The organism is Bradyrhizobium genosp. L, assembly GCF_015624485.1.
Taxonomy (GTDB): domain Bacteria; phylum Pseudomonadota; class Alphaproteobacteria; order Rhizobiales; family Xanthobacteraceae; genus Bradyrhizobium.
Genome location: NZ_CP061378.1, coordinates 2288923 through 2302026, shown reverse-complemented (window position 1 = coordinate 2302026; position 13104 = coordinate 2288923). Strand labels below are relative to the sequence as shown.

Here is a 13104-nt window from a genome sequence, read left to right as displayed (position 1 = left end):
CGCGCCCCGGAATGACGATCTCACACCGCCATCTTCCGGTGCCGCACCGGCGCGCCGACGGTGAGGCTTTCGGCCGCATCGATGATGGCGTTGGCGTCGATGCCGTAATGGCGGTAGAGGTCGCCGATGGTGCCGGTCTGGCCGAAATGCTCGACGCCGAGCGCCTCGAGCCTGTGGCCGCGCACGCTGCCGAGCCAGCCGAGCGCGCCCGGGTGGCCGTCGATCACGGTCACGATGCCGCAGTCGCGGCCGAGCGGCGCCAGCATCTGTTCGATATGACTCAAATGCTGCGCGCCGCGGCGATCCCGGCGCAAATTCCGCGCCGCGGACCAACCGGCATAGAGCCGGTCGGCCGAGGTCACCGCCAGTAAACCGACATCGCGATGGCTCTCGCCGATCAGCCCGACCGCCTCGATCGCCTCCGGCGCGACGGTGCCGGTATAGGCGATCACCAGGTCGCAATTCGGGCCCGGCTTGCGCATCCAGTAGGCGCCGTCGGTGATGTCGCGCTGCAAATCCGGCGTCATGATCCGCTGCGGCTGCTCCAGCGTGCGGGTCGAGAGCCTGAGATACACCGAGCCGCCCTCGGCGCCGTCCCGCTGCATGTGCTGGAATCCCCAGCCCATGATCACGGCAAGTTCATCGACGAAGGCCGGGTCGAACGAGGCGAGCCCGTCCTGGCCCATCCCGATCAGGGGCGTCTTGATCGACTGATGCGCGCCGCCCTCCGGCGCCAACGAGATGCCGGACGGCGTCGCCGCCACCATGAAGCGGGCGTCCTGGTAGCACGCGTAGTTGAGCGCATCGAGACCGCGCTCGATGAAGGGATCGTAGAGCGTGCCGACCGGCAGCAGCCGCGCGCCATTGATCTGCTGCGACAGGCCGAGCGCCGAGAGCACGATGAACAGGTTCATCTCGGCGATGCCGAGCTCGAGGTGCTGGCCCTTCGGCGAATATTCCCAGGTGTAGGCCGACGGGATCTTCTCCTGCCGGAAAAGGTCGTGGTTCTCCGCTTTCGCAAACAGGCCGCGGCGGTTGACCCAGGCGCCGAGATTGGTCGAGACAGTGACGTCGGGCGACACCGTGACGATGCGCGAGGCCAGCGCGCTGTCGCCGCGCGCGAGCTCGTGCAGCACGAGGCCAAAGCCCTGCTGGGTCGACATCTGCGCCGAGGCCTTGAATGCGAGCCGCTCCGGCACCTCGATCTCGGGCGCCGACAGCCGGCGGCGTCCCTCGCGGTTGAACGGCGCGTCCTTCAGGAACGCTTCGAGCTTCGCGGGATCCTGCGCCAGGCCCTCGAACTTGTCCCACTCGTGACCGGGGCGGATGTCCTGGCTGGCGCGCCACTTCTCCATCTGCGCAACGGTCATCAGGCCGGCGTGGTTGTCCTTGTGGCCCTGCATCGGCAGGCCGACGCCCTTGATGGTGTAGGCGATGAAGCAGACCGGACGATCGTGATCGATCTTCTCGAACGCCTCGATCATGCTCGCCATGTCGTGGCCGCCGAGGTTCGACATCAGCGCCAGCAATTCGTCGTCGCTGCGGCGATCGATCAGCGCGGTGACCGGGCCCTGGTCGCCGATCTCGTCGTGCAGGCGTTTGCGGAAGGCGGCGCCGCCCTGAAAACACAGCGCCGCGTACATCTGGTTCGGGCAATTGTCGATCCAGCGCTTGAGCGCCTCGCCGCCGGGCTCGGCAAACGCCTGATCCATCAGCCGGCCATACTTCACGATCACCACGTCCCAGCCGAAATTGCGGAACATGGTCTCGAACTTCGACCACAGTCCCTCGCGCACCACGGCGTCGAGCGACTGGCGGTTGTAGTCCACCACCCACCAGGTGTTGCGCAGACCGTGCTTCCAGCCCTCGAGCAGCGCCTCGAAGATGTTGCCCTCGTCCATCTCGGCATCGCCGACCAGCGCGATCATGCGGCCCTCGGGCCGGTCGTTCATCCAGCCATGCGCCTTGACGTAGTCCTGCACCAGCGAAGCGAACAGCGTCTGCGCGACACCGAGGCCGACCGAGCCGGTGGAGAAATCGACGTCGTCGACATCCTTGGTGCGCGACGGATAGGACTGCGCGCCCTTGTAGCCGCGGAAGTTTTCCAGCTTGTCGCGGGTCTGGTGGCCGTACAGATACTGGATCGCGTGGAACACCGGGCTCGCATGCGGTTTCACCGCGACGCGGTCCTGCGGGCGCAGCACCGAGAAATAAAGCGCCGACATGATGTTGGCGAGCGAGGCCGACGAGGCCTGATGGCCGCCGACCTTCAGTCCGTCGGAGTTTTGCCGGACATGGTTGGCGTGATGGATGGTCCATGACGACAGCCACAGCACCTTGCGGGCCAAAGCGGACAGCATGTCGAGGCGTTCAGGCGCGATAGCCATGGCGGTGCTCCGAGGCGGAATGCCGGATGTTACAGCCGCGGGGGCCGGCGAAAATCTCAATTTCACGCGACAGCACAGGAAAAATTGGGATAAATTCCCATGATCCCGCCTCCACCAGCGAGTTCATCCCAATGCCTGCCCTCGACGCCATCGACCGCAAGATCCTGAGCCTGCTGCAGACCGACAGCCGCATGACCATGCAGGAGCTCGCCGACAAGGTCGGGCTATCGGTGTCGCCCTGCCATCGCCGGGTGAAGCTGCTCGAAGAGCGCGGCGTGATCTCGCGCTACATCGCGACCGTCGACCAGAAATCGCTCGGACTGCATGTGAGCGTCTTCATCTCGATCAAGCTCGCCCGGCAGAAGGAGGAGGACCTCAACCGCTTCGCGCGCGCGATCTCCAAATGGGACGAGGTGCTGGAGTGCTACCTGATGACCGGCAACCGCGACTATTTGCTGCGCGTCGTCGCCGCCGACCTCTCGTCGTATGAGGCGTTTCTGAAAAACAAGCTGACGAGGCTCGACGGGATTGCCTCGATCGAGTCGAGCTTTGCGCTGAGCCAGGTGAAATATTCGACGGCGCTGCCGGTGTGAATGGCGTTCGTTGGCAGATTCGCACGCGCCAAAATTTAGCCGTCGTCCCGGCGAAGGCGAGATTGTTGTCAGCCGCTCGCGAGGCAACCGCCGTCATCACCGGCGCGGGTACCGCACAACTTCGGAATAATGGAATAGTAGCGCTGAGTTGCCCGACGTGTCAAGCCGCCATCTCGAACGCCGACAGCCGCCGGCTCCTTTGCATGGGGTTGTTTTTCGATATTTTGGCAGAGCGCCCCTGCGACCGGCGGGCAATCGATCACAGCAGCTTCCGCTGCGCCAGATTCTTCATCAGCGCCCCCACCCCAAACGTCCAATGCTCGCATTCGTCGCTGCTGCGCATGCGGTTGACGAGCTTGCCGAGCTGCGGGGCTGCGATGGTGACGATGTCGTCGCGCTTGTGGGTGAAGCCTTCGCCCTTGGCGTCGCGGTCCTTCACCGGCGCGAACATCGTGCCGAGGAAGAGGGCAAATCCGTCGGGGTATTGGTGCACGGGGCCGATGGTCTGGGCGACCAGGTCGGTCGGGTCGCGGCTGATCTTGGAGATCGAGGAATGGCCTTCGAGCACGAAGCCGTCGGCGCCCTTCACCGTGAGGCCGACATCCATCTTCCTGACGTCGTCGAGCGAGAAGGTCGCATCGAACAGCCGCAGCAGCGGGCCGATCGCGCAGGAGGCGTTGTTGTCCTTGGCCTTCGACAGCAACAGCGCCGAGCGGCCCTCGAAGTCGCGGAGGTTGACGTCGTTGCCGAGCGCGGCGCCGACGATCTTGCCGGCCGACGAGACGATCATCACGACCTCCGGCTCCGGATTGTTCCAGGTCGACTTCGGATGCAGCCCGGCGTCCATGCCCGTGCCGACCGACGACAGCGTCGGCGCCTTGGTGAAGACCTCGGCGTCGGGGCCGATGCCGACCTCGAGATACTGGCTCCAGGCGTTCTGCTCGATCAGCACCTGCTTCAGCTTCATCGCCTGGTCGGAGCCGGGCTTCAGCTTCGACAGATCGTCGCCGACCAGCCGCACCACCTCGGCGCGGATCGCTTCCGCCGAGGACGGATTGCCGCGCGCCCGCTCCTCGATCACGCGCTCCAGCATCGAGATCGCGAAGGTGACGCCCGCAGCCTTCAGCACCTGAAGATCGACCGGGGCAAGCAGATGCGGTTTCGATGCGTCGCGACTGTCGGGCGGCGTGTTGGCGAGGATGCCGGCGAGATCGCCGATCCGTTCGCCCCTGGTCGCGCGCAGCGCGGCGGCGGGGTCCGCCTCCTCGCAGAGCGCGCTGACAGTCGGGAACCGGGCGGTGACGTCGAACACGCCGTCATTGCGCACCGCCACAACGGCCGGGCCGCCAGCCTGCGGCAGCCAGACCCGCCCGACCAGCGTGCCGCTGGCGCCGTCTTCCGGCAGGACATCTTGGGGCGTGAGCGAAATCATCGGCGTCTCCTTTTGATCTTGTTAGCGCTTGTTAGCACAGTCCTGCGGCCTGCGTGAAACACCCGTCATGACAATGTCACACACGGGTAACATGGGCCGTCAATGCTCCCGTCCGCTCCATCTAACACACTGAAAGACGGACCTTCCATGACTGCCTCCAATCCGACCGACGAAGCCGCCCGTGACGAAGCGCTGCGCGCCCGCATCCACCAGGAAATGGCCGACAGCCTCGACGAGGAGCTCGAGCTGGAGCTCGACGACATGCGCCTCGACGAGCTCGAGCACGAGACAGGCACCGGCAAGCCGGCGCTCGACCGCAAGTTCTATTTCCACGAGCTGCTGCGGCTGCAGGGCGAGCTGGTGAAACTGCAAGACTGGGTGCAGCACGAGAAGAAGAAGGTCGTGGTGCTGTTCGAGGGCCGCGATTCCGCCGGCAAGGGCGGCGTCATCAAGCGCATCACCCAGCGGCTCAACCCGCGGATCTGCCGCATCGCTGCGCTGCCGGCGCCGAACGAGCGCGAGCGCACGCAATGGTATTTCCAGCGCTACGTCTCGCATCTGCCGGCCGGCGGCGAGATCGTGCTGTTCGACCGCTCCTGGTACAACCGCGCCGGCGTCGAGAAGGTGATGGGGTTCTGCAACGACGAGCAGTACGAGGAGTTCTTCAAGTCGGTGCCGGAATTCGAGCGCATGCTGATCCGCTCCGGCACCATCCTCTTAAAATACTGGTTCTCGATCACCGACGACGAGCAGCAGTTCCGCTTCACGATGCGGATCCAGGATCCGCTGAAGCAGTGGAAGCTGAGCCCGATGGACGTGCAGGCGCGCAGCCGCTGGGAGCAGTACACCAAGGCCAAGGAGACGATGCTGGAGCGCACGCACCTGCAGGACTCGCCTTGGTGGATCGTCGACGCCGTCGACAAGAAGCGCGCCCGGCTCAACTGCATCTCGCATCTGCTGAGCCAGGTCCCCTATCAGCCGGTCACCCACACGCCGGTGGTGCTGCCGCCGCGGGTGCACAATCCCGACTACCACCGCGGCCCGATCCCGCCGGAGATGTATGTGCCGGGAAGGTATTGATCGAGGCGTACGCGATCTGCGCTCCTGTCACGCGTCATGCCCGGGCTTGTCCCGGGCATCCACGTCTTCGTGTGCCGCACGGGGAAGACGTGGATGGCCGGGACGAGCCCGGCCATGACGACGGTGCAGGGACAGGCAATCGTACCCCCGCCTCGCCTACTAATGGCGCAGGCCGGCGGTATTGCTGCCACCGAACGCCGACGCTAGGCTTGCCCGATTTGCTGCAGGGAGGCCTCTCTTGACTCAATCCGACGATGTAAAAATTTCCGAAGATCGCCGCGATGCGCTGCGTTATGCGCTCGGGATCGGCAGCGGCGCGGCGCTGGCGGCCGCGATGGCGACGCCGGCCGCAGCACAAGCGCAGGCCGACAACACGCTCGACCGCATCCGCGCCAACAAGGTGCTGCGGATCGCGGTGCTGCCGGGTGAGCTGCCCTATTTCAACAAGGACCTCGCCACCGGCACCTGGTCAGGCTTCTCGATCGAGATGGCCAACGACCTCGCCAAGCTGCTCGACGTCAAGCTGGAATATGTCGAATCGACCTACGGCAATTCCATCCTCGACTTGCAGGCCAACAAGATCGATCTCGGCTTCGCGCTCAACCCGACACCGCAACGCGCGCTGGTGGTCGACTTCACCAGCCTCGTGTTCCCGCATCCGTTCGGCGCGATGCTGAAGAAGGGCCTGGAGGCCAAGACCTGGGCCGACATCAACAAGCCCGAGGTCAAGATCGCGGTCGACGTCGGCTCGGCCAACGAGGCGGTGGCGCGGCGCTTTGCGCCGAACGCGACCATCAAGTCGCTGAAGTCGCGCGACGAGGTGATGCTGGAGATGTCGTCGGGGCGGGTCGATTGCGTCGTCAACGCGCTGGTGCTCGGGCTGACCGCGATCGCCAAGAATCCGAACCTCGGCACCTACAAGATCCTCGCCTCGCCCTCGGTGACGATCGCGAGCGGCACCGCGGTGCGGCGCGAGCAGGACAAGCGCTGGCGCGATTTCCTCTCGGTGTGGATCGACTACAACCGCGGCATCGGCCAGATGCGCGAATGGTTCGTCAAGGGATTGGGGCTTGCGGGCGTCAAGCCGGAGGATGTGCCGGTGGAGTTGAGTATCTAGCCGCGCTCTTCACCTCTCCCCGTCCTTCTGCGGGGAGAGGTCGGATCGCATCGCGATCCGGGCGAGGGGCGAGGCACACGGCTCAACAACCGCGAACTGCTCACCGGATCGAGGCCCCTCACCCCAACCCTCTCCCCGTAAGAACGGGGAGAGGGAGAGGAGAGATCACACCTTGTCATACGTCAGCCCGCGCTCCAGCCGCCTTGCCACCAAGGTCGACGGGAACAGGATCGCGAAATAGATCAGCGCGACGATGGTGTAGACCTCGAGCGGCCGGTAGGTATCCGCATTGATCAGGGTCGCGTTGTAGACGAGGTCAGGCACCGCGATGATCGAGACCAGCGAGGTGTTCTTCAGCTGGGTCACCGACTGGTTGACATAGGGCGCCATCATCGGCTTCAGCGCTTGCGGCAGGATCACGAGCCGCATCAGGCGCCAGCCGCGGAAGCCGAGTGCCTTCGCGGCATCCCACTGCCCGATCGGCACGCTCTCGATCGAGCCGCGCACGATCTCGGCATAGAACGCGCCGCCATAGAGCGAGAGCACGCTGACCGCCGCGACGTGCGCGGGGATGTTGACGCCGATCACGACCGGAAACGCGTAGTAGAACCAGATGATCTGCACCAAGAGCGGCGTGCAGCGGAACGTCTCGATATAGCCGATCAGCAGCCAGTCGATGACGGGAATGCGGCGCAGCCGCAGCATGCCGACGACCAGGCCGATCAATGTGCCGAGGATGATGGTGCCGATCGTGTAGGCGATGGTCCAGCCGAGCCCGAGCCAGAACAGATGGCTGTACTTCGTGAGGATTCCAAAATCCCAGACGTAGTTCATCCTGCCCCTCTGCTCTCGGAATCCCGGCCCATGTGATGCGCCAGCATCGCAGGCGGACGAACGCGAGTCACGCGATATAGCGGGAGGGCGCGAATGCGCGCGCATCGAACGGCGGCGCGGCGCCGTCGATCATCGCCGCGATTGCGGCGCCCGTGCCGGGGCCGGTGGTGAAGCCGATGTGCTGGTTGCCGAAGGCGAGCCAGAGGCCGCGATGCCGCGGCGCCGCGCCGATCATCGGCAGGCTGTCGGGCAGGGTCGGCCGCGCGCCGCGCCAGCGCTCGCCTGTGGCATCGCCGAACTCGACCACGCTGCGCGCCATCGGCACCACCGCCTCGAGCTGCGCGAAATTCGACGGCGCATCGCGCGCGGTGAGCTCGACGCCGCTGGTGACGCGAATGCCCTGCTCCATCGGCGTCATCAGGAAGCTGCCTTCCGCATCATGGATCGGACGCAGCAATTTGCGCGCCGGGTTCGGCACGAAATGCTGGTGATAGCCGCGCTCGAACGCCAGCGGCACGCGATAGCCGAGCGGCTGCAACAGCTCGGCCGACCACGGGCCGAGCGCGACCACGACATGGCGCGCGTTGATGGTGCCGTCGGCGAGCAGCACGCGCCAGCCATCGGCGAGCGGCTCGATCCGCCCGACCTCGGAGGACCGGATCGCACCGCCGCCATCGGCGAAGTGTCTTGCGTAGGCCTTGACCACCGCGCCCGGTGAATCGACTGACGCGGTCTGGGTGTGCAACAGGCCTGTGCTGTAGGCCGGAATGATGTTCGGCTCCAGCGCCGAGATCGCCTGGCGGTCGAGCACCTCGCTCTTGATGCCGAATTCGGCGAGCGCCGCCTGCTCCGCTTTCGCGGCCGGCAGGCCGTCGCCGCGCCATGCCTTCAACCAGCCGGTCTCACGGATACGATGGCCGGCGCCCGCCTGCACGATCCAGTCGCGATGCAGCCCGAGCGACGTTCCGATCAGGCCATGCAGCGCGGCGGCGCGCGGTTTGGTTTGCGAGGGCGAGGCGCTGGCGAGGAAGCGGATCACCCAGCCGGCATTGGCGATCGCCCACGGAATATTCCAGCGCAGCGCCGGGTGGGTGTTGGTCAGATAGTTCGGCAGGTTCTTCCAGAGCGAGGGCGTGTTGAGCGGCAGGATCGAGCCGGAGGAGATGATGCCGGCATTGCCGTAGGAGGTTTCGCTGCCGGGCTCGCGGCGGTCGACCAGGATGACGGACCGGCCGCGCTGCCGCGCCGAGAGCGCGGCCGAGACGCCAACCATGCCGGCGCCGAGCACGACGACATCGGCCTCTCGTGCTGCTGCGTCCTCGCCCATGCGGTTACATCAAGGTCAGGCCGCCATCGACCGGCAGCGTGCCGCCGGTGATGTGGCCGGCTTCCGGCGAGAGCAAGAACGCGACCGCGGCGGCGACCTCGTCGGACTCGGCAAGCCGCTGCATCGGATTGGCCTTGGCCACGCGCTCCCAGGTCGACGCGTCCAGCGCGCCGAACAGGCCGGGATCCTTGCGCGTATAGCCGGGCATCACGGCATTGGCGGTGCCGCCCGACGTAGCGAGCTCGACGGCCAGCGACTTCACCAGCACTTCGAGCGCGGCCTTCGCCGCGGCCGATCCCGGATAGGTGGCGCCGGGCACGAAACGATGCGGCCCAAAGCTCGAGACGGCGACGACGCGCGCCTGCGCGCCGCGCGTGAGATCGGGCAGCGCCGCGGCCGCGATCTCGTGGAAAGCGGCAGCCATCACCGCGAAAGCGCGTTCCAGCGCCTCGCGCGGCACGCTGGCAAAATCGCGGCGGTCGGCGAAGCCCGCGGCGTGCACGATGCTGTCGATCGGGCCGAACGCGGCGCGCGTTGCCTTGACGAGTTCGGTGCCCGCGCCGGCCTGGGCGAGATCGCCGGTCTGGATCCCGACCTTTGCGCCCTTGCCGCGGCATTCCTCCGCGACCGAACTCAGCCGCTCGCGGCCGGCGGCCTCGGCGCCCTGCCCGTGCAGCATCAGGCATTGCTCCGGGCCGGCGACGCGACGCGCAACTGCGGCGCCAATGCCGGAGCCGCCTCCCGTGATGATTGAAACTCGCATGAACCGCGTTGAGTCTTTCGAGGACAGCGAACTATAGGTTCGGTGTCATGAAATGCAAACTAGCGTCCGCCGCCAATTCGTAGGGCGGGCAAAGGCGCGCAGCGTCGTGCCCACTATCACGAGCACGCCGAGAAGGGTGGGCACGCTGCGCTTTGCCCACCCGACAGATTCACCGCCACGGCTCGACCAGGATCTTGGTATGCGCCTCGGGATTGGCGAGGTCGGCAAAGGCCTGCGCGACGCCGTCGATGCCGACGCGGCCGGTCACCAGCGAGGCGGCATCGACCTGGCCTTCCGCGATCAGCCGCAGCGAGTAGGCAAACTCCTCCGGGGTGTAGCCGAGCACGTACTGGACGTTGAGCTCCTTGACGATGCCGAGCATCGGCTCCGACTTGTCGGTCTCCATGCAGACGCCGACCACGACGATGCGGGCGCTGCGCGGCGCGCCCTCGAACACCTGCTGCAGCACGCCGGGCACGCCGACGCATTCGAAGATCAGCGCGGGCTTCAGCGGCGGCAGCAGCGCCTGCAACGGCGGTCGCGCCGCCTTTTCCGCGTCCGTCATCTGGGCGTGCTCGGCCCAGCTCGCATAGGGCTGGGTCTTCGCCGGATCGACCACGACGTCGGCGCCCATCATCTCGGCAAGCCGGCGCCGCGCCGGCGAATAGTCGGCGGCGACGATCGGGCCGATGCCCTTGATCTTCAGCGCCGCAATCACGGCGAGGCCGACCGGCCCGCAGCCGATCACCAGCGGCACCTCGCCGCCCCTGATATTGGCCATCGCCACCGCATGCACACCGACCGCGAGCGGCTCGGTCAGCGCGGCGTGCTCGGAGGCGAGCCCGTTCGGCACTTCGAGCAGCAGCGGCTCGGACAGCAGCATCTGTTCGGCATAGGCGCCGGGATTGTCGTTGGAATAGCCGATGCCCTGCGGCCCCTGCGGCGTCAGCAGCGCCGGCAACGAGCATACCCTTGTGCCAGGCTTGAACTTGCGCGCGGTGTCCGGACCATAGTCGAGGATCTCACAGCAGAACTCGTGACCGAACACGACGTCGCGCGAAAGGTCCATCGGTTTGCGGCCGGGAAGGAACTTGCTCAGCTCGACCATGCGGTGGGCGTGCTTGCGCGCGTGCAGATCGGAGCCGCAGATGCCGCAGGCGAGCGATTTGACCAGCACCTGGCCGGCGCCCGGCTGCGGCTCGGGCATGGTGTCGACGACAATCTCGCCGTTCCTGAAGATCGCTGCGCGCATGGTTCCTCCGACTGTTTGTTCAGTCATAGCACGGAGGATCGCGGCGTCCACCCCGGCAGGGTGCACGTGGTCAAACGCGCGGTCAGGCGTTCGGCGACGGCTCGTTCGCGACGGCCAGCAGTTGCGAGCGGCGAACGCGCTCGCGGTGGGCGGTGTAGAGGCCACTTGCGACGATGAAGCCCGCACCGAGAACGGTCCAGCCATCAGGCAACTCGCCGAACACCAGGAATCCGAGGATGCTGACCCACACCAGCTGGGTGTAGGAGAACGGCGCCAGCACCGAGGCGTCGCCATAGCGGAACGCCAGCACCACGATCCACTGTCCCGCGGTCGAGGCGACGCCGACGAGGATGCCGAACATGATGTCATGCCAGCTTGGCGCCACCCAGACGAATGGCACCAGCGCGGAGACGATGACGACGCCTGTCATCGCCGAATAGGCCATCACCGTGAGCGGGCGTTCGCTGCCGCTCATCATCCGCGTCATAATCAGCGTGCCGGCCCAGGCGAAGGCGGAGACGATCGGGAAGAATGCCGCCGGATGAAATGCGGCGGTGCCCGGCCGCAGGATGACGAAGACGCCGACGAGGCCGACCGCGGTCGCGATCCAGCGCCGCAGGCCCACCTTCTCACCGAGGAACAGGATCGACAGCGCCGTGACGAACAGCGGCGAGACGAAGCTCGTGGCGGACGCTTCGGCGATCGGCAGGAAGCCGAGGCCGGTGATGAACAGCAGCGAGGAGCCGAGCAGCGCGGAGCCGCGCAGCACGTGCAAGGCCGGCCGCTTGCTCCGCAATGCGAACAGCGGCGTGCCCGGCAGCATCGTCGGCAGCATGATCAGCGCGAACACCACGAAGCGGATCCAGGTGATCTCGATCGAGGGCAGCGTCTTCGACAGATATTTCGCCGTCACGTCCGAGGTGCCGAGGAACACGGTCGACAGCAGGATCAGCGCGATGCCTTTGAACGGGCGATCGGTCCGTGCCGGCGCGGCAGCGCGCGCAACGGGCTTGCGTGCGGCGATGGTCTTCTCGGGCAACGGAAGCAGGGCGCTGTCCAGCCGGGCGGCTGCGGCGGGGGGCGGAGTCACGGCAATCTCGGTGGCAAAAATAAGCGAATCTGTTGATTGACAAAACGCCAATTCCGCCGCGAGAACAATGCCCGAAAACGGGACTCCGATATGCGTCAGTGCGCGCGGCGGCCTGCCGCAGACCGCAAAGCGCCGCGATTGAAACAGATTGTTAGGAATTGTGTGGACGCATCAAAGAATGCGCCGCGAATTCTGTGACGTCACACTCACAACATCGGCAGCGAACGCGGCTTCGGTCCGCGCGGAAATGCCTTGTCGAGCGCGGCGAGCTCGCCGTCGCTGAGCGTGAGATCTCCTGCTGCCGCATTTTCCGCCGCGTGCTCCGGGCTCGACGCTTTCGGAATCGCAAGCACCGACCGCAGGCGCGTGAGAAAGCTCAGCGCGACCTGGCGCGGCGTTGCCTTGCGCGCCTGCGCGATTCCTTGCAGCACCGCGCCAGCCTTGCTCGATGGCGACGGGAAATCATTGTGACCGAACGGCGAGTAGGCGACGACGGCGACGCCGTGCCGTTCGCACCACGGGATCACGGCATGCTCGATCGCGCGCTCCTGCAAATGATAGAGCACCTGGTTGCAGGCGATCTTGCCCGCCCCAGCGACGTCGAGCAGCTCGTCGAGATCCTCAGCGTCGAAATTGCTGACGCCCCAGGAGCGGATCTTGCCGGCCGCGATCAATTCGTCGAACGCCGCGACGGTGTCGGCAAGCGGATACGAGCCGCGCCAGTGCAGCAGATAGCAATCGAGCCGATCGGTCTTCAACCTCTTCAGCGAACGCTCGCAAGCAGTGATGGTGCCGCGCCGCGAGGCATTGCTGGGCAGCACCTTCGAGACCAGGAACAGTTCATCGCGCCGGCCCGCAATGGCATCCGCGATCACAAGCTCGGCGTCGCCATACATCTCCGCGGTGTCGATATGGGTCATGCCGGCATCGATGCCGCGCTGCAAGGCCGATATCGCCGACCTACGGTCACCGCGGTCGAGATACCAGGTGCCCTGCCCGATCACGGAGGCCTGCGGACCGCTTTTGCCGAATGGTTTTGTTTGCATGGTCGTCTCGTTGTGCGTGGTCGGTTTGTGGTCCCACACGGAATGATAAGGCAAACGCGTACCCATGTCTCCACATCGTCGTCCCTGCGAAAGCAGGGACCCATAACCACAAGGTTGTGTTGTTGAAGCGAGCTGGGGCCACAGCATCGCGCATAACTGACATTCGTGGTTATGGGTCCCGGG

General features: G+C 66.0%; 11 protein-coding genes. 3 read left to right on the top strand and 8 right to left on the bottom strand.

What is annotated here, in order from left to right:
- Positions 1–20: 20 nt before the first annotated feature.
- Complete coding sequence (locus tag IC762_RS10645; RefSeq protein ID WP_195788750.1) at positions 21–2387, bottom strand: transketolase; 2367 nt, start codon at positions 2385–2387, stop codon at positions 21–23.
- Between the two features lie 131 nt (positions 2388–2518).
- Between IC762_RS10645 and IC762_RS10640 the strand changes: the two genes are divergently transcribed.
- The gene (locus IC762_RS10640; RefSeq protein WP_024579268.1) at positions 2519–2980 is read left to right on the top strand and encodes an Lrp/AsnC family transcriptional regulator; all 462 of its coding nucleotides are present in this window, start codon (positions 2519–2521) and stop codon (positions 2978–2980) included.
- 259 nt (positions 2981–3239) lie between these two features.
- Here IC762_RS10640 and IC762_RS10635 read toward each other — a convergent pair whose 3' ends face one another.
- Positions 3240–4412 (bottom strand): fumarylacetoacetate hydrolase family protein, encoded by a 1173-nt coding sequence (locus IC762_RS10635; protein ID WP_195788749.1) that lies wholly within the window; start codon positions 4410–4412, stop codon positions 3240–3242.
- A 147-nt stretch (positions 4413–4559) separates the two neighbouring features.
- On the opposite strand from IC762_RS10635, the gene ppk2 reads away from it, so the two are divergent.
- Positions 4560–5492 (top strand): polyphosphate kinase 2, encoded by a 933-nt coding sequence (gene ppk2, locus IC762_RS10630; RefSeq protein WP_195788748.1) that lies wholly within the window; start codon positions 4560–4562, stop codon positions 5490–5492.
- 238 nt (positions 5493–5730) lie between these two features.
- Positions 5731–6609, top strand: coding sequence for a transporter substrate-binding domain-containing protein (locus IC762_RS10625; protein ID WP_195788747.1), 879 nt, complete (start codon positions 5731–5733; stop codon positions 6607–6609).
- Positions 6610–6774: 165 nt separating this feature from the next.
- Here IC762_RS10625 and IC762_RS10620 read toward each other — a convergent pair whose 3' ends face one another.
- The 6 genes from IC762_RS10620 to IC762_RS10595 form a co-directional block, all read right to left on the bottom strand.
- Positions 6775–7443 (bottom strand): amino acid ABC transporter permease, encoded by a 669-nt coding sequence (locus tag IC762_RS10620; protein WP_195788746.1) that lies wholly within the window; start codon positions 7441–7443, stop codon positions 6775–6777.
- A 67-nt stretch (positions 7444–7510) separates the two neighbouring features.
- Positions 7511–8770: an NAD(P)/FAD-dependent oxidoreductase gene (locus IC762_RS10615; RefSeq protein WP_195788745.1), complete on the bottom strand. Its 1260-nt coding sequence runs from the start codon at positions 8768–8770 to the stop codon at positions 7511–7513.
- A gap of 4 nt (positions 8771–8774) precedes the next feature.
- On the bottom strand, positions 8775–9533 hold the full coding sequence (locus tag IC762_RS10610; RefSeq protein ID WP_195788744.1) for an SDR family NAD(P)-dependent oxidoreductase: 759 nt from the start codon (positions 9531–9533) through the stop codon (positions 8775–8777).
- Between the two features lie 169 nt (positions 9534–9702).
- Complete coding sequence (locus IC762_RS10605; RefSeq protein WP_195788743.1) at positions 9703–10785, bottom strand: zinc-binding dehydrogenase; 1083 nt, start codon at positions 10783–10785, stop codon at positions 9703–9705.
- Positions 10786–10867: 82 nt separating this feature from the next.
- Positions 10868–11875: a DMT family transporter gene (locus IC762_RS10600; protein ID WP_195788742.1), complete on the bottom strand. Its 1008-nt coding sequence runs from the start codon at positions 11873–11875 to the stop codon at positions 10868–10870.
- A 206-nt stretch (positions 11876–12081) separates the two neighbouring features.
- Entirely contained in the window at positions 12082–12921 is an 840-nt protein-coding gene (locus tag IC762_RS10595; RefSeq protein ID WP_195788741.1) for an aldo/keto reductase, read from the bottom strand.
- Positions 12922–13104: the final 183 nt, after the last annotated feature.

Coding starts and splice junctions, on each gene's coding strand:
- IC762_RS10645 (WP_195788750.1), bottom strand. CDS start 2,387: ATGGCTATCGCGCCTGAACGCCTCGACATGCTGTCCGCTTTGGCCCGC.
- IC762_RS10640 (WP_024579268.1), top strand. CDS start 2,519: ATGCCTGCCCTCGACGCCATCGACCGCAAGATCCTGAGCCTGCTGCAG.
- IC762_RS10635 (WP_195788749.1), bottom strand. CDS start 4,412: ATGATTTCGCTCACGCCCCAAGATGTCCTGCCGGAAGACGGCGCCAGC.
- ppk2 (WP_195788748.1), top strand. CDS start 4,560: ATGACTGCCTCCAATCCGACCGACGAAGCCGCCCGTGACGAAGCGCTG.
- IC762_RS10620 (WP_195788746.1), bottom strand. CDS start 7,443: ATGAACTACGTCTGGGATTTTGGAATCCTCACGAAGTACAGCCATCTG.
- IC762_RS10615 (WP_195788745.1), bottom strand. CDS start 8,770: ATGGGCGAGGACGCAGCAGCACGAGAGGCCGATGTCGTCGTGCTCGGC.
- IC762_RS10610 (WP_195788744.1), bottom strand. CDS start 9,533: ATGCGAGTTTCAATCATCACGGGAGGCGGCTCCGGCATTGGCGCCGCA.
- IC762_RS10605 (WP_195788743.1), bottom strand. CDS start 10,785: ATGCGCGCAGCGATCTTCAGGAACGGCGAGATTGTCGTCGACACCATG.
- IC762_RS10595 (WP_195788741.1), bottom strand. CDS start 12,921: ATGCAAACAAAACCATTCGGCAAAAGCGGTCCGCAGGCCTCCGTGATC.